Genomic DNA, 20,217 nt, shown 5'->3' on the forward strand with positions numbered 1-20,217 from the left:
ATTCCCTTCTCGTTCGGTTTATCAAAAGGAGTGAAGATCGAACGTTTTCAGCATTCTCATCGTTTTGGAAATCGGAAGACCCACAACTGTATAATAGTCTCCCTTTATCTGTTTGACAAAAAGCGCGCCTTTTCCTTGTATTCCGTATGAACCGGCTTTATCAAACGGCTCTCCTGTAGCGATGTAAGCGCTGATTTCCTTTTCTTCAAGAGGCCAAAAAAAGACTTCGGTTTCTTCAAAAAATGTTTCGCATCTCTCGCCGTCCTTAATGCAGACGCCGGTAAGCACTGAATGGGTCTGTCCCGAAAGCATGCTCAGCATCCTTTTTGCATCTTCGGCATCTTTGGGCTTGCCCAAATAAGCCCCGTCATAAAGAACAATGGTGTCGGCGCCAAGCACGACGGCATCAGGATATTGTTCGGCTACTGCACGCACTTTTTGTTCCGCCAACCATTTGACGTTTTCTGCTGGTGAAAAGTTTCGAATTAATTTTTCTTCCGCGTTGCTCGTAACGATGCTGTATGGAATCTGAAGAAGATCGAGGAGTTCCTTTCTGCGGGGTGATTGTGAAGCCAATATGAGCTGTCGGGTCATAAGAAGACATCCTTTCAAAGGTTTTTGCATAGGAAAAAAAGATACCTGTTTTATCCTACCAAAAGAACGCCGCCGCCACAATTTCAGAAAAGTAACTTTTTAATGACAAAAATCGTGAAAATAAAAAAACCAGCGCCTCTGCTGGTTTTTTTATTTTATTTGGCTCAGCAATAGCTGCTGGCTTTTCCAGCCGTTGGCTGCGGTCGGTTTCTCAAGCAGGTTGACGGCTTCCAGTATGCTCTTCTTTACCTCTTCAGATTCTCCTTTTGATTTGGTGCCGTCAAGTTCAGCTTTGACATCAGCTATGTTTTGAGATGTAACCTCCGCGCCGAGAATCGCTTTTGCCGACAGCTCGGCCGCTTCTTTAAAAGGCTCTAGCAAACCGGGCTCGAGTGCAACCGGAAGCTCTTTTCCGCCCCACGCTTCAAAATCGTTTTCGATTAATATTTTGCCAATTTCAGATGTCATCTGTTTTTCCCCTGTTATTCCGGCGATCACATAAAATCCGTCGTCTTTGGCAATCGAAACGGCGGCATACCCCTTGTCTGCGATTTGAGAGGCCAGCGTCTCCGCTCCTTCTTTAGATGAAAACTTGCCGGCCTGAACGGCAAAGCTGTGAAAAGATTCTCCCGCTTGTCCGCTATTTTTTTGTCCGCTCTTTTTCTCTTCGGCACCTGAGTCACCGGCTTTTACCGCCTGTCCGTTTTCCGCATCCGCACCCAAGCTGCCGGATGCCGGCACTCCTTCTTTATGGGTTGCGAGATTCAGCGCGAACAGCCCGAGTCCCGTGCCGAGCAACACAGCAAAGATAATGGTTGCAGCAAAGCGCTTCAAAGGAAACGTAAGGGACATTTTCGCTTTTCGGTTGTTTTTAGCCTCGTTTTTCTTTTGATAAGGCGCCACCACTTTGGGATCGTCTTTGTACACGGTTTCTTCTTCGTCTGGAGGCGTCCATGTAAATTCATCTGTTTCAGGTGCGCCGTCCTCTTTTGAAGCCGATATTTCCCGTTCCGCCTTTCTCTTTTCTTCCCAGTTTGAAAAGGTGAACTTCTTTTCTTCATTTCTGTTGGAAAACTCTTTTTCATTTCCGTAGATGGTCTCTTCTCTGCCATTGATCATCACTTTAAGCGGGTCTTCCTGGGGCGCTTTTTTAGCTGAGTTTTTCTTGCTTTTCCGTTTTTTCATGTGGCTTCCCTCGCTTTCCGTTTATTGTTTTATATTGAGATTAGGCGGCAGATTGGCCGCTCTCTATACGATCGGCAGAGGGAAGCCAGAAGGAAGGAGGAGTTCTCCCAAAGGCTGTCCCTCTTATTGTCCACACTTTAACACAGCCTCAAAAAAAAAGAACAAGACTTTTGTCGTCTTGCCCAAAAAGGTTTCGTCAAATTTTTTACCACCGTGCCATTTGAAGGTACCACTCGATCATTGGATTGCCATAGAAACAGCTTATCAGCGTCCCGATCAGAATCGCGGGAGCAAACGGCATAGGTTCATTTTTCTTTAGCTTTCCTGCCAGCAATGCAATCAGACCAAGCACCGTTCCTGCGGCTGCCGAAAGGAAAAAAGCGAGAATGAGGAGGCGGCTGCCGAGCGCCATGCCGAGCACCGCAAACAGCTTTACGTCCCCCCAGCCGATCCCTCCTTTCGTCAAAAGCAGCGTCAAGAGCGGAAGCATGCCGCCGGCAAACGCACCGCTTAAACCGGAATGCCACGGCTCGAGGGGAACAAGAAACCGTCCGACAGCAAAGACAATCAGGAAAAAACAAAGCACAGCATCCGGAATGACCATATGTATCACATCAGATACAAAGACGATCAAAAGCAGGGAAATAAGAGCAAGCACAATCACCAGCTCCCCCTGATGCCCAACCTGCATACCGGCAAACGCAAACAGGATGGCGGCGGAGAGCTCAACTGCCGGATACACGATCGATATCGGGGTTTGACACCCCTTGCACCTCCCCCGCTGCATCAAATAGGACAAAACAGGTATCAGCTCCGCGAGGCCCAGCTTTCTTTTGCAAGCCCGGCAGAGGGAACGCGGAGCAATCAATGATATCTTTTCAGGGATGCGTCGCCCGGCTGAACTAAAAAAGGAACCGAGCACTAACCCCGCCGTAAAAAGGTAAAAGATGAACATCACTATCAGCCTCGCACAATCAAATTTAACCGCTTCATGGGAAAAAACGGCTTCCTGAGGCTGTTATTTTAGCAAATATGAAGCGCCTCCGCTTTTCATAAAACATAAAAATGCGCAGTCAGCCGATGGCCAAAAGCGCATTTTTATGTTTTTTATTCAGTTAAAACTGCCCTGACAGCGGAAATAAAGTAAAGCGACCCGGTAACAATGACCACCGCTTTTTCATCTTCAGCTTGTTCTTCGATATAGCGGAAAACAGAGCCGATGTCTTCATCACATGTTTTATGAACAGCGGTACTTTGCTCAAACAGCTTTTGAGCGGATTCCGCTCTCGGAAAATCAAAAGATGTGAAGTGAATCGATGACGCAAACGACTCGATTTTGCGGATCATGTCTCTGTACGGCTTATCTTTGAGAGCACTGAAGCATACGTGAATATTCCGCCCGTCGAAGTGGGACGTGATCGTCTCGGCCAGCCGCTCTACCCCTTCTTTGTTATGAGCGCCGTCGATATAAACGAGAGGCCTGTTCAATACCTTCTCAAACCGGCCGGGCCATCCCGCCTTATGAATGCCGCGTTTCAGCTCTTCTTCGCTGATGGCCGCATGCTTTTCGGCTGTCAGCCATTCGGCCGCAAGTATGGCCAAAGACGCGTTTTGCCGCTGATAGGTGCCGATCAGGCTTGTTTCAATTCTTTCATAACGATGTAACGGTGTTTTCAGTGAAAACTGCTCTCCATCGGGCAGTGAACGCTCTCCGGACAGCTCGCAATCCTCATGAAGGGATATAAAAGCAGATTCTGTCTCCATCGCCTTTCGCTTTATCACTTCAGCTGCTTCACGCTGATGAACGGCTGTGATAACAGGAACGCCGTGTTTGATGATTCCCGCCTTTTCTGCGGCAATCTCTTTCAGCGTGCCGCCTAATATTGCCATATGGTCATGGCCGATCGAAGTGATGACCGTTAACATCGGCTTCACGACGTTTGTCGAATCCAAACGGCCGCCTAATCCCGTTTCAAAAATAACAAAATCGGTGCGCCGGTATTTAGCAAAATATAAAAATGCGCATGCCGTAATAATTTCAAATTCGGTGGCTGCTCCGAATTCGGTTTTTTCAAGCTCAAGGACGAGAGGCCCGACCTCATTAAAGAGCGCCGTCCATTCGTCGTCCGAGATCGGTGCGCCGTCAACGCTGATCCGTTCGTTAAAGGTAATGATATACGGTGATGTGAAGGTGCCTGCTGTATAACCGGCTTCATTTAATACCGTACGGAGAAAAGCGATCGTTGAACCTTTTCCGTTTGTTCCGGCGACATGAATCGCATTAAGCTTTTTCTCGGGGTGCCCGAGCTTTCTCAGCAGCCATTCCATTCGTTCCAAACCCGGCTTCACGCCGAATTTAAGCCTTCCGTTAATCCAGCTGAGTGCTTCATCAAACGTTTTGAACAAGCGAATTCCTTCCCTTCAATTGATGAAGGTGTTTTCCAGCATCTTTAGAAAGACCTGGAAAACACCTCCTTTTTTCGTTGATTAATTTTTCAATTCGGCAATCCTTTTTTCTACAGCTTCACGTTTTGCCGTATAATCGGCTTCTTTCGCCCGCTCTTCTTCAATGACATGTGCAGGCGCCTTTTTCATAAATCCTTCGTTGCTTAATTTCTTTTGAACCCGTTCAACTTCCTTCGTCAGCTTATCGAGTTCTTTTTGCAGGCGGCTGATTTCTTCCTCAATGTTAATCAGACCTTCGAGCGGCAAAATCAGCTCGGCGCCGGATACGACTGCGGTCATCGCTTTATCGACCGCTTGAATATCCGTTCCGATTTGAAGAAGGCTCGGATTCGTAAAGCGTTCCACGTACGAACGGTTTTCTTCAAGTCGTTCGGCGATTTCCGGCGTGCTTGTTTTAATATAAAGCTCAATCTGCTTGCTGAGCGGCGTGTTGACTTCGCTGCGGATGTTCCGTACAGCGCGGATGACTTCAACGAGAAGCTTCATATCCGCCGCTGCTTCGGTGTCCGTATATTCTTTAACAGCTTCAGGCCACTTGGCGACTGTAATGGATTCCCCTTCGTGAGGAAGATGCTGCCAGATCTCCTCCGTCAGGAAAGGCATAAACGGATGCAACAGGCGCATCGTTTGATCCAGCACATACGCTAAAATAGAGCGGGTTGTCTTTTTCGCCGCTTCATCTTCACCGTAAAGCGGAAGTTTAGCCATTTCGATGTACCAGTCGCAGAAATCATCCCAGATAAAATTGTAGAGATGGCGGCCAACCTCGCCGAATTCGTACTTGTCAGCCAGCTGTGTCACAGTTTCAATCGTTTCGTTCAACCTTGTTAAAATCCACTTATCGGCAACTGATTTTTCTCCTGACAGATCAAGCTCTTCGTATGTCATGCCGTCCATGTTCATCAGGGCGAACCTTGATGCGTTCCAAATCTTGTTCGCAAAATTCCATGTTGACTCCACTTTTTCAAAGCTGAAGCGTAAATCCTGCCCCGGAGAGCTTCCCGTCGCAAGGAAGTAGCGCAGCGAATCCGCTCCGTACTTATCGATCACATCCATCGGATCGACGCCGTTTCCGAGCGATTTGCTCATTTTGCGGCCCTGGTCGTCGCGGATAAGCCCGTGGATCAAAACATCTTTAAACGGACGTTCTCTGGTAAATTCGATACCTTGGAAGATCATTCTGGATACCCAGAAGAAAATGATATCGTATCCTGTGACAAGGACGTTCGTCGGATAGTAACGCTTGAAATCTTCCTCATCGATATCCGGCCAGCCCATCGTTGAAAACGGCCAAAGAGCGGAACTGAACCATGTGTCAAGAACGTCTTTGTCCTGCTCCCAGTTTTCGGCATCTTCAGGAGCTTCAGCGCCCACATAGATTTCCCCCGTTTCTTTATGGTACCACGCAGGAATACGGTGGCCCCACCAAAGCTGGCGGGAAATGCACCAGTCGCGGATATTTTCCATCCAGTGCAGATATGTTTTTTCAAAACGGTCAGGGACGAAGTTGACTTTTCCTTCGCTTTTTTGCAATTCGATGGCGGCATCGGCAAGCGGCTGCATTTGCACGAACCACTGCGTTGACAAATACGGCTCAACGACTGCTCCGCTGCGTTCGCTGTGGCCGACCGAATGCGTATGTTCCTCAATCTTGAACAGCACGCCCTCTTCCTGTAGATCTTTCACGATCTGCTTGCGGCATTCAAAACGGTCCATGCCTTTATATTGAAGCGCCTTGTCATTCATTGTGCCGTCTTCATTCATAACGAGAATGCGTTCAAGGTTGTGGCGGTTTCCGATTTCAAAGTCGTTCGGATCATGGGCAGGTGTAATTTTGACGGCACCTGAGCCGAATTCCATATCGACGTAGTCGTCTCCGACAATCGGAATTTCTCTTCCTGTGATCGGCAGAATAACCGTTTTTCCGATTAGATGTTTGTACCGCTCGTCTTCCGGATGTACCGCAACCGCTGTATCGCCGAGCATCGTTTCCGGACGGGTTGTCGCAATTTCAATCGAGCCTGAACCGTCTTTCAGCGGGTAGCGCATATGATAGAACGCGCCTTGTACGTCTTTATAGATGACTTCGATGTCAGACAGAGCCGTTTTAGTGGCCGGGTCCCAGTTAATGATATATTCTCCGCGGTAAATCAGCCCTTTTTCATATAGCTTCACAAATACTTCGCGAACCGCTTTAGAAAGCCCTTCATCAAGGGTGAAACGCTCCCTTGAATAGTCAAGGCCAAGGCCGATTTTCGCCCATTGGCTGCGAATAAAATCGGCATATTCCTCTTTCCATTTCCATGTTTCTTCAAGGAATTTTTCGCGGCCGAGATCATAGCGCGTTTTTCCTTCTTCGCGAAGCTTCGCTTCTACTTTTGCCTGAGTTGCAATACCGGCGTGATCCATACCCGGCAGCCAGAGCACGTCATAGCCCTGCATCCGTTTCATTCTTGTCACGATATCCTGCAAGGTGGAATCCCAAGCATGCCCCAAGTGCAGCTTACCCGTCACATTCGGCGGGGGAATGACAACGGTGTACGGTTCTTTTTCAGGGTCGTTTTTCGCTTCAAAAAATTTGCCGTTCACCCAATAGTCGTATCTGTTTTTTTCAACTGCAGACGGATCGTATTTTGTCGGCATCGTCAGTTCTTGATTATCCATTTTCAAACCTCCAACAGTATTAAACGGCTGAACAATAAAAAAGAGCCCTCTCGATCCTGTTAAAAGGACGAAGAGAACTCTCTCGCGGTACCACCTTTTTTCATGAATGCGAAAAAAACGCATTCACGCACTTAAATGGGATAACGGGACTTTCCCGAATTTCTCTACTTTTTGTTCGAGAAATTGCGCTCCTGGGCGACCTTCCAAAAAAGACTGACTGGGAGCCTTTCAGCGAACCGGCTTCCCTCTCTGCAAGCGTCTGTTTTTGTACTCTTCCCATTCAAAGCGGGTGATCATTGACTTTTCAGCACGTACTTTTTCTTTTTCTTATATTACTAAATCTTTTTCATTTTCGTCAATCATCTTTTCCGTTTTTCTCTTGTTTTATACGATACTGGGCCATGCACACAAGCTCCTTTTCCTCATATGATGCTGTAACGATAAGAGAGGAGGCATAAGATGCGAAAAAAATTCAACACACATTCATTCCAGCCGTGGCTGAAGCAAGTCAGGCTTGTTGCTGTTCAAGTCGTCCTCCCGATCACGATCTTCCAGGGCATACGCACGATCATCTTTCCGACCACATTTGATGTCCTCCTTTTGGGCATTCTCATATTCCTTGCGTGCGCCTTTCACCTTGACTGGATATAAGCACGAAAAAAGTCCGCATCATGATGATGGGGACTCTGTTTCTTCCTGCAGTTTTCTGTTTTCTTCCGTCTCGTGAATGCTCATCACAAGCGGTTCGGCGTTTTTCATTTGCCAGTACGCCTTCAAAAGCGTTGTACAGGCTTCTTTTTCTCCGGGCCCCTTCTCAAGGTCGTAGCGGTTCAGCACACCGTATACAGGCCCGGGGTAAGCCATATAGCTGAGGAATAAGCTGATTTCTTCCTCCCGCAAAGGATAGACATTGTGATACGTATAAAACCAGTTTACACATTCCGTGCACATCACGGGATTCGTCTTAAACATTCTTGTAAAAAATACGATGAGATCGTTCGCTGGGGGCCCGTGTCCCGCTTTCTCAAAGTTCGTAAAGTAACCCGTTCCGGTATCGTTATAGAGAAAATGCCGGACGGACAGCTGCCCGTGGTTTAAAACCATTCTGGAAGACTCTTTGTCTTTCATGGTCTCATACCACTCTTCAAGGCGGGCAAGCGCAAAGTCTGCAGCTGATATCGTCTCTTTGAAATACATGGCTGCCTGAAGCTGGAACGGGGACATATACCATTCGTTTTCCGCTCTTGAGATGAATTCTTCATATTTCTGTTTTTGCTGTTCCCATTTCCGTTTTGTCCGTTCATAGTGCCCGAGTATTTCTTCCCGCCTCACACCGAGCTCTTTTTCCGTTCGCTGGTGAAGAAGAGCGATTTCTTTAAACATATATTCGTGTTTTTGGTCAAGCTCTTCCTCTCTTTCAAGGGTAAGCCAAGGCATGAGATAACAGACATCTTCTCCGTCTTGCGTTAAAAATTCGCCCGTGCGGTTTCGATAGACGGGGACAAACTGCCTGTAGCCTTTTTCCTCCAGCATGATCATCTGTTCTGTGAAGCTGGCGTTTCTTGAAGCCGCCAATTTTTTCAGGGCGAATACACCGTGATCCGTATACACTTTCCATACCTTTGGACTGACCGATTCCATATATTCAGGCGTAAGACCGTACTCATTTAAAACAGACTGGATGCCTTCCATCGGCTTCACCACATTTTTATCAATGCATTAGGCATGGCTGTTTTGATAATCCGGTATATAAAGGATCTGTCCCTCTTTTAATTCCTCGTCAAGGGAAAGGGAATTCATCCGGATGAGCTGCTGGACATTAATATCATAGCGCTCGCACAAAAGATCAATGGTATCGTTTTGCTGAACGATGCACATCCTCATTCGAGTAAACTCCTCCTCTCCCTGTTTTGTAAACAGCTTTGTCAAATAGAGAGCATTGTCATTCTCCTTCGCTGACACTTCCTGGTCGTCTGCTGCCGGCATCTCATCTCTTTCTTCTTCAGGCTCCGTCTGCTCATGAAACGAATATTCCGGGATTTCTATAGTATGTCCGGCTTCCTCTTCTTCATCAATCGCTTCTGCTTCCTGTGTCACTTCAACTTCAAACGTCTCAGGCTCCCTGTCATTCTGGTCTTCCTCCAAAAGAGGCGGAACACCGTAGAACGGGGTTTCTTTCGGTTCATCATGAGGTTGATAAGCCCTTTGGAGCGGCTCCGGCTCTTCTTCCGCTTCTTCCCTTTTTAACTCGTATTCTTCCGGCTTCTCTTCCGCTTTCTCCCTTTTTTGCTCATATTCTTCCGGTTTTGCTTCTACTTTCTCCCTTTTCAGCTCATATTCTTCCGGTTTTGCTTCTACTTTCTCCCTTTTCAGCTCATATTCTTCCGGTTTTGCTTCTACTTTCTCCCTTTTCAGCTCATATTCCTCCGGCTTTGCTTCTACTTTCTCCCTATTTAGCTCATATTCTTCTTCCGGATGTTCAAGAGCGGCGTCTTTTGGATTTTCCATTTCGCGCTTCGTCCGCTCTGCCGCAGACAAAGACGCTGTAAAAAACGGCTTTGTTTCCTCTGTATCGTCTCCGAGAAACGACTGGTAAATCGGAACCGCTTCCGCATCGGTATCAGTTTCTTCTGCTTCTTCATACGGCTGTTCTTCGTCCTGCTCTTCATAAGATCTGTCAAGCTGAATCAAAAATTCTTCCTCTTTACCCTGTTCTTCGTCGTCTGAAGGTGATCTGAAGGCAGGCTCAAGCTCCTCTTCCGGCTGGACTGCCGCAGGCATAGTACGCGGTTCTTCTTCTCCGGCTTCACCGCTTACATTCAAGAGGCCTTCAATCGCCAAATCAGCTTGAATCGTCAACATCCTCGCATCTGTCAGCTGATAATCGAAAGCATCAATAAAAACAAATACGTCGTTTAAATGATTGACCTTGTCTTTCGGGATGGTGATATCCACTGGGAAACAATGCGTCAGCTCTGCGCTGCCGTCCCCTTTCAGCTTTACATCTTCCACAAATCGGCTTGTCGCAGGCAGCTCTGCATATTCCCGGGTTTGATCTATGTTGTATTCGCCTGTCAGCTCTAATGACCCTCGTATGGATACATAATCATTTACTTCCTGAACGGTAATGTCAGGATCCAATGAAATCGATAATAATTCGGATACTTCCTGTCCTTTTTGAAAACAGATTGACTCTTCTACAGAAAATTGCAAACGATTGTTTTGCGGCAAACTGATATCCTCCCTTCACCTAATTTTTAAAATTAGATGTCAGTAAAGATGTATGAGAAAAGCTGGCAGAATATGAACAGAAAAATCATAAGCCGTTACCGGCACCATGCAAAAAAGAGCCGCCGGCAATGTCCGGCAGCCCTTTTCTTTATCTGGAGCGGCTGATTCTTTCGAATACGCGTTCAGCAGCTTGAATCGTATGCTCAATGTCGTCATCCGTATGAGCGGTTGACAAGAACAGCCCTTCAAACTGTGAAGGCGGGAGAAACACGCCTTCATCGGCCATCCCTTTATAATATTCGGCAAACAGTCCGAGATCAGACTGTTTCGCTGTATCATAATTGATGACCGGTTCATTTGTGAAGAAAAAGCCGATCATAGACCCCGCTCGATTAAATGTACACGGAATGCCATTTTTCTCGGCAGCTTCAGAAATTCCTTTTTCCAAACGGTCTGCTTTGCGGGAGAATTCCTGGTAGGATTCAGGAGTCAGCTGTTTCAATGTTTCGAGTCCGGCTGTCATGGCAAGCGGGTTGCCGGACAGCGTGCCGGCCTGATAGATCGGACCGCTCGGCGCAATTTTCTCCATGATTTCCGCCTTTCCTCCATAAGCGCCGACAGGAAGACCGCCGCCGATCACTTTTCCGAGGCAAGTCAAATCAGGCGTCACTCCGAAATAGCCTTGCGCACAGTTGTAGCCCACCCTGAAGCCTGTCATTACTTCATCAAAAATCAGCAGAGCGCCATGCGTCTCAGTCAGCTCGCGAAGCCCTTCGAGGAACCCTTTAACCGGAGGTACGACACCCATATTGCCCGCGACAGGTTCAACGATAACGCCGGCAATGTCCTCTCCGAATTCCTGAAAGACAAGCTTCATGCTTTCCAGATCATTGTAAGGAACGGTAATCGTGTTTTTTGCAATGCTTTCCGGAACTCCGGGGCTGTCAGGGAGGCCGAGCGTTGCTACTCCAGAGCCCGCTTTAATCAGCAGGGAATCACCGTGTCCATGGTAGCAGCCTTCAAATTTCACGATTTTGTTACGGCCTGTGTAACCGCGCGCCAGCCGCAAGGCGCTCATCGTCGCCTCCGTACCGGAGCTCACCATCCGAACGATTTCTATGGAAGGAACGCGGTCGATAACAAGCTCGGCAAGCTCGGTTTCCAGTTCTGTCGGTGCACCGAAGCTTGTCCCGTGTTCTGCCGTCTTTTGAATTTCTTTCACCACTTTTTCATTGCTGTGTCCTAAAATAAGCGGTCCCCATGACAAGACATAATCGATGTATTCGTTTCCGTCAATATCATAGATTTTTGATCCTTTTCCCCGCTCCATAAAAATCGGGTCCATGTTCACTGATTTAAAGGCTCTGACCGGGCTGTTCACCCCGCCAGGCATGACTCGTTGCGCCTCCTCGAATGCCGCTTTAGACTTCTCATAGCTCCGCATCCTCTAAAACCCCCAGTTCAAATTCTTATTCCGAAATCCATTTTGCCGCATCTTTTGCAAAGTACGTAATGATCAAATCAGCGCCCGCCCGTTTCATGCTTGTCAGCATTTCGAGAACAAGAGCTTTTTCTTCAATCCAGCCGTTTTGGGCCGCGGCTTTGACCATCGCATACTCCCCGCTTACATTGTATCCGACAACAGGCAGGTTAAATTCGTTTTTCACTTCTCTGACGATATCAAGATATGAAAGCGTCGGCTTGACGATCAGGAAATCGGCGCCTTCTTCCACATCGGATTTTGCCTCCCGGAGAGCCTCCCTGCGGTTGGCATAATCCATTTGGTACGTCTTGCGGTCGCCGAACTGCGGACTGCTTCCCGCGGCATCGCGGAACGGGCCGTAAAACGCGCTCGCATATTTTACAGCGTACGACATGATCGGCACATTTGTAAATCCTTCCTGATCAAGCGCATCCCTGATGGCGGCAACGAAACCGTCCATCATGTTTGAAGGCGCAATAATGTCAGCGCCTGCACGGGCTTGGCTGACAGCGGTTTTTGCCAAAAGAACGAGCGATTCGTCATTTAGTATTTCACCGTTTTCCACAAGGCCGCAGTGACCGTGGTCCGTGTACTCGCATAGGCATGTATCTGCGATAACGACAAGCTCAGGAAAGTCTTGTTTAATTTGTGCAATCGCTTTTTGAACGATGCCGTGGTTGTGATAGGCTCCGCTTCCCACATCATCTTTGTGTTCAGGCACGCCGAAGACGATCACAGATTGAATGCCGAGGCCTGCGACTTCCTCCATTTCCTCTTTCAGCCGGTCCAAAGACAGCTGGTATACGCCCGGCATGGACGGAACTTCGCTTTTAACGTTCTCTTCCTCGGTTACAAATATCGGATAAATGAAGTCAGATGCTCTTAACTCGGTTTCTCTTACCAATTTTCGCATACCTGCTGTCGTCCGCAGGCGGCGGTGTCTTTGAAATGATGCTTCCATTTGTCATTCTCCCTTTCTTGAAATGCGGCATATTTCACGCAGCATTCCGTCGATTGTATAGACGTCCGGCATATATGAAGGAATTCCGTAGTCCGACAGCGCCTTTTTTGTCATAGGCCCGATCGTAATAAAAGCCGTACCGTTCTTTTCGGCCCACGTTCTGCTCTCCTCTTTCAAAATGGACATGAATGTATGTACCGTCGAGGAGCTGGTAAATGTCACAAAATCAAAAGACGCGTGTTTTGCTGCTTCCTTAAGCTCCAGAATTCCCTTTTCATCGCGAACGGTTTCATACAAAATCCATTCCGAAACTTGAATTCCGAGCGGAGTGAGGGTTTTCTTGATGACGTCCCGGGATAAATTCCCTTTTAAAACGGCAACTTTATCATGACGGCCGGCATTTCGCTTCAGTGCCTCCGCCAAATGTTCAGCCACGTATAACTCAGGCATCAGATCGACAGAAAGACCCCTGTCGCGCAAATACCTGGCCGTTTTTTCACCGACAGCGGCAACCTTGGCCTTTGATGCGAAAGGAACGCTGAACCCGGCGTTCTTCAAATAAGAAAAAAAGAATTTTGCCCCGTTCACGCTTGTAAAAACAAGCCAGTCCGCGCTTTCAAGATCTGCTCGAAAGCGCTGGGCCTGTTCTCGCGGGAGGGCGGGCCGAAACGAAATCAATGACGTTAAAACAGCTTCTCCGCCTAAAGCCTCCACCTTTTCCCTGAAGGATTGGGCTTGGGCTTTATTGCGGGTGACGAGCACTTTCTTTCCCTGTAAAGGAAGATCATGCTTCATTGTCTTCCAGCTCCTGTTTCACACGGTCAATCAGTGCCTTTGCTCCTTTTTCCGACATGACCGCCGCGCATTCTCTGCCGACAGCCTCCGGATCTTTTCCTTTTACTGTTTCTCTGTATGCGGTTTTTCCGTCAGGCGATGCCACAAGACCGGTCAGTTCGATGACGCCGTCTTCGTCCATCGTCGCAAATCCGGCGATTGGCACTTGGCAGCCGCCTTCCATCGCATGAAGAAAAGCGCGCTCGGCCGTGACGGTCAGCTGTGTGTAGCGGTCGTTCAGGCGCGAAAAGAGGGACAGCAGCTCCTCATCCGAGCCTCTGCACTCGATCGCCAACGCGCCTTGCCCAACGGCGGGAAGGCAGCTCTCTGGATCAAGAAATTCGGTGACGACATCGTCCTTCCAGCCCATTCTTGACAGGCCTGCCGCTGCTAAAATAATCGCGTCGTAATCTTCGGTTTCAAGTTTTTTTAACCTTGTATCGATATTTCCCCTGATCCACTTGATCTCAAGGTCGGGACGCATTTGCAAAAGCTGCGCGCTTCTTCTGAGGCTGCTCGTGCCGATAACCGCACCTTGTTTCAGGTCGGCCAGCTTTTGACGGCTTTTTGAAATGAGAACGTCCCTGGCATCTTCCCGTTTTGGAATGCAGCCGACCACCAGCCCTTCGGGAAGCGCCGACGGCATGTCCTTCATGCTGTGAACGGCCATATCAATTTCCCCGGAAAGCATCGCCTGTTCGATTTCTTTGACGAACAGGCCTTTCCCGCCGACCTTTGACAGCGTAACATCCAAGATCCGGTCGCCTTTTGTAACGATTTCCTTTATTTCAAACGTGAAATCCGGATTTAATTCCTCCAGCTTTTTGATCACCCATTTTGTCTGGGTCATCGCCAATTTGCTTCTTCTTGAGCCTACAATGATGTTTCTCATGTTTTCTTCCTCCCAATCCGTCACGGGCAACCGTTTTAACTAACTAAACCAATGAAATTGCGAAAAGCTGCCGAGCAAAAAGAAATTGATTAAAAGAACAAGAAAAGACGCGGTATTCCACATGGCCGCGATCCTTCCCTGCAGCTCTTTGACAATCCTGATAAATAAATAGTATCCGTATAAAAAAAGCAGCACGATCGATCCGAGCACTTTCGGATCCGCCCAGTACAGGGTTTCAAGCGATACATACGACCAGATAATCCCCAGAATCAGACTCAGCAAAAGCATGGGAACGCCGATGAGATTAAGGACATAAGCCATATGATCAAGTTTTGGCAAATCTTCGATTCGTAAGAGCCATTTCCCCCACTTTTTCTTTTTCAATAAACGGTACTGAAAAAGATACAGCACGGAAAAGACAAACGACAATGAAAACGCTCCATACGAAAGAATCGCCATTGTAATGTGGATGATCAAGAGCTCGGACACGAGCCTTCCCGAAAGCTCCGCCGACTGCTGGGCCGTCGGTGTAAACGTGTGGATCGCCGCCATTGAAAAGCCGATGAGATTGGTGAAAAAAACGAGAAATTCCACTTTCAAAAGCTTCGTCAAAACGAGAGACAGCGTGACAAGCACCCACGCGTAAAAATAAAGCCCCTGTGCATTATTCAAAACAGGAAACTGATCTGTGTACTGCATGAAATAAAAAAGGTATACCGTCTGCAGAATCCAGACAATAGAAAGCAACCAGAAGGCCGCTTTTCCCGCCTTCCGGTTGTGCTGTAAAAAGTCTATAAAATAAAAGAGGACGGTGAGCGCGTACAACACGATTGTAACTTCGTTAAGCCTTGCTAACAATGTGTCTGTCATGTCTGTCACTCGCTCACGATAGAAGTCAAACCCTGCTGGTTTTGCCGCTTAAACGCATGAACCGGCTGGCGTTCGTCTTGATTCTCTCCGTCAGGAAAAGCCGCTTCTTCAATATCAAAAATCTGCGTAAACAGCGCAAGCTTTTCTTCGGCATCAGCTTCTGACGCAAACTCCTTCACTTTTAAAATCGGGTCGCGCAAGAGCTGGTTGATAATGCTTTTCGTATGCTTATTTAAAAGTTTTTTCTCTCTTGTGCTCAAGTGAGGGAGCTTCCGTTCGATGCTCTGCATCGTTTCCGCCTGGATTGTCAAAGCTTTTTCCCTGAGAGCAGAGATGACCGGCACGACGCCGAGCGTATTCAGCCATTGTTTAAAAGCGACGATCTCAGCTTCAATAATCAGCTCCACTTCTTCAGCAACGGCCTGACGCTCCTTCAGATTTTCTTCCACGATCCCTTCAAGATCGTCAATATCGTACAGAAAGACGCCTTCCACATCGCTGAGAGCCGGGTCAAGATCCCGCGGCACGGCAATATCCACCATAAAAAGCGGACATCCTTTGCGAAGCTTATTGACATGTTCGATCATCTCTTTTGTGACGACATAGCCGCTTGCGCCCGTTGAACTGATGAGAATGTCGGCTTCCATTAAAGCGCATTGCAGCTCATTTAAGCTTTTCGCCGCGCCTGAAAAACGGCCGGCAAGCTCCTTCGCTTTTGAAAATGTTCTGTTGATCACGGTAACCTGTCCGATTCCGTGGCCGTGCAGGTTTTGAACCGCAAGCTCTCCCATTTTGCCCGCGCCGAGAATCAGCACGTGTTTATCGGAAAGGTCGCCGAAGATTTTCCTGGCAAGCTCGACGGCTGCATAGCTGACGGATACAGCATTTGAAGCAATGTCCGTTTCGGCATGGCAGCGCTTCGCGACGGTGACAGCCTGCTTAAACAAATAGTTGAAAACGGTACCAATTGTCTTCTCTTCCTGAGCCAGCTTAAAACTTGTACGCACTTGGCCTAAAATCTGCGTTTCTCCAATAACCATCGAATCCAATCCGCACGATACGCGGAACAAATGTTCAACGGCTCCGTCGTTTTCATAAAACTTCAAGTAAGGCGAAATGTCCTCTTTGCTTAGTCCGAACCAGTTCGCCAAAAACATTTTCATATAATAACGTCCGGTGTGCAGCTGATCAACGACTGCATACAGCTCTGTCCGGTTGCATGTCGACACGATGATATTCTCAAGTATGCTTTTTTCTTCTTTCAATTGCGACATCGCCTGCCCCAGCTCATCCGGCTGAAAGGTTAACTTTTCACGTATATCAACAGGGGCTGATTTGTAATCCAATCCCACGACAAGTATATGCATAACTCTTGCTTGCACCCCCAACATCTATCTAAATTAGAATGATTATAATATAGAATTTATTATTCAAAACGATTATAACATATATTCACTATTTTCTCTTCCCAAAATGTGAACAGATTTTAAAAAATTGATGTGATATAGTAGAAAATGTGTTTCTATTTCTTTCACTACATCAAGAAGGTGATACTTTGAAAAAGAAATCTGTTTTGCTTCCATTGCTGTTGATAGCCGTGGCTGTCTACGCCTTTCTGCGGTCGGGCCGGATCAGCCTGTTTGACGGACAGGAAGAATGGTCTGTACTTGCGGGGCTCATCGGGCTGGCTCTTTTTTATCAGGGGCAGAAGGAAGCCGATTCCGCCCATTCCTTTGCAGGGCTCTTTATGACAGCGATCGGTGTTTATTTCACATTTAAAGAGGACTATTTCAGCCGCGCGGATGATTTTGCGGTCATCGTGCTGATCCTCGGTGCGGCGCTTCTTGTCAAATCGTTTAAGACGAAAGAATATCAATATGAGAGTCTGCTGATGATCGCAGTCGCCCTCTATCTTTATTTTTTCCGGCAGATTGCCGCCTGGCTGAAGACGGCGAATATCGAGACGGCATATGTAGAAGCTTATTGGCCGGCCGCTTTTATCGCGGTTAGTCTGCTTTTATTATTCTTAAAAAGAAAATAGTTTATTCAAGAAAAAGCACTTGCATCAATCCCGCAAGTGCTTTTTCTTTTATCTCGCGATCATTTGCTCGATCGCCGACCACGCTTCTTGTTTACCCTTTTTCGTCTCGGAGGAAAACAAGATGAGCTGGTCTTCTTTTTCTATATTGAGCGTCTCTTTGACGACTTTGGCATGCTTTTCCCATTTACCTTTAGGGATTTTATCCGCTTTTGTCGCAATCACGATCACAGGAATTTCATAATGCTTTAAAAAGTCGTACATGATGACATCATCCTGTGAAGGAGCATGCCTGAGGTCGACGATTTGGACGACCGCTTTCAGTTCTTCGCGGGATGTCAAATACGTCTCTATCATACGGCCCCAAGCCTCGCGCTCCGTTTTGGAGACTTTCGCAAATCCGTAACCGGGCACATCGACAAAGTGAAGGACATCGTTAATGATATAAAAGTTTAATGTCTGTGTTTTGCCCGGCTTTGATGATGTCCTCGCTAAGTTTTTACGGTTGATCATTGTATTGATAAATGACGATTTTCCGACATTAGATCTCCCGGCAAGGGCGATTTCCGGCAGCCCCCCTTCAGGGTACTGCTCGGGTTTCACCGCACTGATGACAATCTCTGATTTCGTTACTTTCATTTCTCTTCTCCTACTAGCGCATGCTTTAGAACTTCGTCCAGGTGAGCGACAGGAATGAAGGTTAAGCCTTCCCGCACGCTGTTTGGAATGTCCTCAATGTCTTTTTCATTATCTTTCGGCATAATGACAGTCTTTAAGCCGGCACGGTGTGCGCCGAGCGCCTTTTCCTTCAAGCCGCCGATCGGAAGAACGCGGCCTCTTAACGTGATTTCGCCGGTCATGCCGACATTTCGTGAAACAGGTCGGCCCGTCAGCGCCGAAACAAGAGCTGTCGCCATTGTGATTCCCGCGGATGGCCCGTCCTTCGGAACGGCCCCTTCCGGCACGTGAATGTGAATATCGTGTTTTTCATGAAAATCAGGGTTGATGTTTAACTCTTCCGCTTTTGAACGGACATAGCTGAATGCGGCTTGTGCCGACTCTCTCATGACATCGCCGAGCTTTCCGGTTAAAATGAGCTTGCCTTTCCCGGGGGAAAGAGACACTTCGATGGACAGCGTATCTCCGCCGACCGTCGTGTAGGCAAGACCTGTGACAACGCCGATCTGATCGTCGAGCTCAGCCTGTCCGTACCTGAACATTCTTTTTCCTAAATAGTCTTCAAGGTTTTTGTCCGTGACCGTAATTCTTTTTCTTTCCCCTGATACGATCAGCTTCGCCGCTTTTCTGCATATCGCTGCGATTTGGCGTTCAAGACTTCTGACGCCGGCTTCCCTCGTATAATAGCGAATAACATCAAGGACAGCCTGCTCCCGTATTTGCAGATTGGATTTTTTCAGACCGTGTTCTTTCAGCTGTTTTGGAAGCAGATGGTCTTTGACGATTTCGACCTTTTCCACTTCCGTATAGCCCGCGATCGTGATGATCTCCATACGGTCTCTGAGCGGACCCGGGATTGTGGCCAGGTTGTTCGCGGTCGCAATAAACAAAACCTTTGATAAATCAAACGTCTCTTCAATATAATGGTCGCTGAACGTATGGTTTTGTTCAGGATCGAGCACTTCCAGCATCGCTGAAGCAGGATCTCCCCTGAAATCCGAAGCCATTTTATCAATCTCGTCCAAAAGGAACACGGGATTGTTCTTGCCTGCTTTTTTCATCCCCTGAATAATGCGGCCCGGCATGGCGCCTACATATGTGCGGCGGTGGCCACGGATTTCGGATTCATCCCTCACGCCGCCAAGGGAAATGCGGACAAATTTGCGTCCGAGCGATTTGGCGATCGATTTGGCCAGCGAGGTTTTTCCGACACCCGGAGGTCCGGCCAAGCATAAGATCGGTCCTTTTAACGAGCGGGTCAGCTTTTGGACTGCCAAATATTCGAGAACCCGTTCTTTCACTTTTTCAAGTCCGTGATGTTCTTCATCAAGAATTTGACTGGCGAGATTTAAATCAAGCCTGTCTTCTGTTGCATCATTCCATGGGAGGGAAATAAGCCATTCAATATAATTGCGGATGACAGAACTTTCAGCTGAGCTTGACGGAATTTTTTCGTACCGGTTTAGCTCTTTAAACGCGGTTTCTTTCACATTGTCAGGCATGCCGGCCTGTTCGATTTTCTCAGTCAGCTTTTGGACCTCGCCCGTTTTTCCTTCTTTATCGCCAAGCTCTTTTTGGATGGCTTTCATCTGCTCGCGCAGGTAATACTCCTTTTGCGTTCTTTCCATTGAACGCTTGACGCGCTGCCCGATCTTCTTTTCAATCTCAAGGACTTCTTTTTCGTTGTGAATCAGGTCGATCACTTTGTTTAATCTGGCTTTGACATCGATCGTTTCCAGCACTTCCTGCTTGTCTTTCAACTTAAGCGGCAGGTGGGAGGCGACGATATCGGCCATTCTTCCCGGCTCTTCAATATCTGTCACAGCGGCAAATGTTTCAGCCGATATTTTTTTCGAAATCTTTATGTATTGATCGAAGTGGTCAAGCAATGTGCGCATAAGTGCTTCATCTTCAACATCTTTTTCAGTCTCTTCATCGATTCGTTCGATTTTTACAGACGTATATTCATCTAAATCATGGTACTCAAGAATGCGGGCGCGCTGCAGCCCCTCCACCAAAACGCGGATCGTTCCGTTCGGCAGCTTGAGCATCTGCTTGATTTTTGTATAGGTTCCGAATGTAAAAATCTCGTCTTCATCCGGTTCGTCTATGGATATGTCCTTTTGTGTTGCCAAAAAAATCATATGGTCATTCATCATCGCCTGTTCAAGCGCCTGAACCGACTTTTCACGCCCGACGTCAAGGTGCAAAACCATCGTCGGATAGACGAGTAAACCTCTTAAAGGGAGGAGCGGGATGTTTCGTTTCGTTTCATCTGCCATTTTGACTGACACCTCCGTAACTTTAGTATGAACCATTAT

General features: G+C 47.6%; 17 protein-coding genes and 1 other annotated feature. Of the genes, 2 read left to right on the forward strand and 15 right to left on the reverse strand.

Annotated elements, in window-relative coordinates; translation table 11 throughout:
* Positions 1-21: 21 nt before the first annotated feature.
* The 5 genes from MHH76_RS14945 to MHH76_RS14965 form a co-directional block, all read right to left on the reverse strand.
* Entirely contained in the window at positions 22-594 is a 573-nt protein-coding gene (locus tag MHH76_RS14945; protein ID WP_020452452.1) for a Maf family protein, read from the reverse strand.
* Positions 595-744: 150 nt separating this feature from the next.
* The gene (locus MHH76_RS14950; protein ID WP_043054421.1) at positions 745-1,779 is read right to left on the reverse strand and encodes an SPOR domain-containing protein; all 1,035 of its coding nucleotides are present in this window, start codon (positions 1,777-1,779) and stop codon (positions 745-747) included.
* 205 nt (positions 1,780-1,984) lie between these two features.
* On the reverse strand, positions 1,985-2,734 hold the full coding sequence (locus MHH76_RS14955; protein WP_043054422.1) for an A24 family peptidase: 750 nt from the start codon (positions 2,732-2,734) through the stop codon (positions 1,985-1,987).
* A 152-nt stretch (positions 2,735-2,886) separates the two neighbouring features.
* Complete coding sequence (locus MHH76_RS14960) at positions 2,887-4,185, reverse strand: folylpolyglutamate synthase/dihydrofolate synthase family protein (protein WP_043054423.1); 1,299 nt, start codon at positions 4,183-4,185, stop codon at positions 2,887-2,889.
* An 81-nt stretch (positions 4,186-4,266) separates the two neighbouring features.
* Positions 4,267-6,909 (reverse strand): valine--tRNA ligase, encoded by a 2,643-nt coding sequence (locus tag MHH76_RS14965; RefSeq protein ID WP_026579133.1) that lies wholly within the window; start codon positions 6,907-6,909, stop codon positions 4,267-4,269.
* 60 nt (positions 6,910-6,969) lie between these two features.
* Positions 6,970-7,202 (reverse strand) — a binding site (T-box leader).
* Positions 7,203-7,368: 166 nt separating this feature from the next.
* Here MHH76_RS14965 and MHH76_RS14970 point away from each other — a divergent pair.
* A complete protein-coding gene (locus MHH76_RS14970; protein ID WP_020452457.1) occupies positions 7,369-7,560 on the forward strand; it encodes a hypothetical protein in 192 nt (63 codons plus the stop codon).
* Between the two features lie 18 nt (positions 7,561-7,578).
* Here MHH76_RS14970 and ysxE read toward each other — a convergent pair whose 3' ends face one another.
* From ysxE to hemA, 8 genes are all read right to left on the reverse strand, one after another.
* On the reverse strand, positions 7,579-8,601 hold the full coding sequence (gene ysxE / locus MHH76_RS14975) for a spore coat protein YsxE (RefSeq protein ID WP_026579132.1): 1,023 nt from the start codon (positions 8,599-8,601) through the stop codon (positions 7,579-7,581).
* A gap of 27 nt (positions 8,602-8,628) precedes the next feature.
* Positions 8,629-10,140 (reverse strand): LysM peptidoglycan-binding domain-containing protein, encoded by a 1,512-nt coding sequence (locus MHH76_RS14980; protein ID WP_043054424.1) that lies wholly within the window; start codon positions 10,138-10,140, stop codon positions 8,629-8,631.
* 148 nt (positions 10,141-10,288) lie between these two features.
* The gene (gene hemL / locus MHH76_RS14985; RefSeq protein WP_025811039.1) at positions 10,289-11,584 is read right to left on the reverse strand and encodes a glutamate-1-semialdehyde 2,1-aminomutase; all 1,296 of its coding nucleotides are present in this window, start codon (positions 11,582-11,584) and stop codon (positions 10,289-10,291) included.
* A gap of 25 nt (positions 11,585-11,609) precedes the next feature.
* Entirely contained in the window at positions 11,610-12,584 is a 975-nt protein-coding gene (gene hemB / locus MHH76_RS14990) for a porphobilinogen synthase (protein WP_020452461.1), read from the reverse strand.
* Positions 12,585-12,587: 3 nt separating this feature from the next.
* Complete coding sequence (locus tag MHH76_RS14995; RefSeq protein ID WP_026579130.1) at positions 12,588-13,379, reverse strand: uroporphyrinogen-III synthase; 792 nt, start codon at positions 13,377-13,379, stop codon at positions 12,588-12,590.
* The gene (gene hemC / locus MHH76_RS15000) at positions 13,369-14,310 is read right to left on the reverse strand and encodes a hydroxymethylbilane synthase (protein ID WP_020452463.1); all 942 of its coding nucleotides are present in this window, start codon (positions 14,308-14,310) and stop codon (positions 13,369-13,371) included. The genes MHH76_RS14995 and hemC overlap by 11 nt, the downstream gene beginning before the upstream one ends.
* 39 nt (positions 14,311-14,349) lie before the next feature.
* Entirely contained in the window at positions 14,350-15,180 is an 831-nt protein-coding gene (locus tag MHH76_RS15005; protein WP_020452464.1) for a cytochrome c biogenesis protein, read from the reverse strand.
* A 5-nt stretch (positions 15,181-15,185) separates the two neighbouring features.
* The gene (gene hemA, locus MHH76_RS15010; protein WP_026579129.1) at positions 15,186-16,547 is read right to left on the reverse strand and encodes a glutamyl-tRNA reductase; all 1,362 of its coding nucleotides are present in this window, start codon (positions 16,545-16,547) and stop codon (positions 15,186-15,188) included.
* Between the two features lie 188 nt (positions 16,548-16,735).
* Here hemA and MHH76_RS15015 point away from each other — a divergent pair, with 188 nt between their 5' ends.
* On the forward strand, positions 16,736-17,221 hold the full coding sequence (locus tag MHH76_RS15015) for a hypothetical protein (RefSeq protein WP_020452466.1): 486 nt from the start codon (positions 16,736-16,738) through the stop codon (positions 17,219-17,221).
* Positions 17,222-17,269: 48 nt separating this feature from the next.
* On the opposite strand, the gene yihA is transcribed toward MHH76_RS15015, so the two are convergent.
* On the reverse strand, positions 17,270-17,857 hold the full coding sequence (gene yihA / locus MHH76_RS15020; RefSeq protein WP_025811037.1) for a ribosome biogenesis GTP-binding protein YihA/YsxC: 588 nt from the start codon (positions 17,855-17,857) through the stop codon (positions 17,270-17,272).
* On the reverse strand, positions 17,854-20,178 hold the full coding sequence (gene lon / locus MHH76_RS15025) for an endopeptidase La (RefSeq protein WP_020452468.1): 2,325 nt from the start codon (positions 20,176-20,178) through the stop codon (positions 17,854-17,856). The genes yihA and lon overlap by 4 nt, the downstream gene beginning before the upstream one ends.
* Positions 20,179-20,217: the final 39 nt, after the last annotated feature.

Source organism: Bacillus sp. FSL L8-0193 (assembly GCF_037976065.1).
Lineage (GTDB): Bacteria > Bacillota > Bacilli > Bacillales > Bacillaceae > Bacillus > Bacillus paralicheniformis.

Bases quoted from the DNA above. Each gene is read 5' to 3' on its own strand.
- hemA (WP_026579129.1), bottom strand. From the start codon at position 16,547: ATGCATATACTTGTCGTGGGATTGGATTACAAATCAGCCCCTGTTGAT.
- MHH76_RS15005 (WP_020452464.1), bottom strand. From the start codon at position 15,180: ATGACAGACACATTGTTAGCAAGGCTTAACGAAGTTACAATCGTGTTG.
- lon (WP_020452468.1), bottom strand. From the start codon at position 20,178: ATGGCAGATGAAACGAAACGAAACATCCCGCTCCTCCCTTTAAGAGGT.
- ysxE (WP_026579132.1), bottom strand. From the start codon at position 8,601: ATGGAAGGCATCCAGTCTGTTTTAAATGAGTACGGTCTTACGCCTGAA.
- MHH76_RS14965 (WP_026579133.1), bottom strand. From the start codon at position 6,909: ATGGATAATCAAGAACTGACGATGCCGACAAAATACGATCCGTCTGCA.
- yihA (WP_025811037.1), bottom strand. From the start codon at position 17,857: ATGAAAGTAACGAAATCAGAGATTGTCATCAGTGCGGTGAAACCCGAG.
- MHH76_RS14945 (WP_020452452.1), bottom strand. From the start codon at position 594: ATGACCCGACAGCTCATATTGGCTTCACAATCACCCCGCAGAAAGGAA.
- hemB (WP_020452461.1), bottom strand. From the start codon at position 12,584: ATGGAAGCATCATTTCAAAGACACCGCCGCCTGCGGACGACAGCAGGT.
- MHH76_RS14950 (WP_043054421.1), bottom strand. From the start codon at position 1,779: ATGAAAAAACGGAAAAGCAAGAAAAACTCAGCTAAAAAAGCGCCCCAG.
- hemC (WP_020452463.1), bottom strand. From the start codon at position 14,310: ATGAGAAACATCATTGTAGGCTCAAGAAGAAGCAAATTGGCGATGACC.
- MHH76_RS14970 (WP_020452457.1), top strand. From the start codon at position 7,369: ATGCGAAAAAAATTCAACACACATTCATTCCAGCCGTGGCTGAAGCAA.
- MHH76_RS14995 (WP_026579130.1), bottom strand. From the start codon at position 13,379: ATGAAGCATGATCTTCCTTTACAGGGAAAGAAAGTGCTCGTCACCCGC.
- MHH76_RS14955 (WP_043054422.1), bottom strand. From the start codon at position 2,734: ATGTTCATCTTTTACCTTTTTACGGCGGGGTTAGTGCTCGGTTCCTTT.
- hemL (WP_025811039.1), bottom strand. From the start codon at position 11,584: ATGCGGAGCTATGAGAAGTCTAAAGCGGCATTCGAGGAGGCGCAACGA.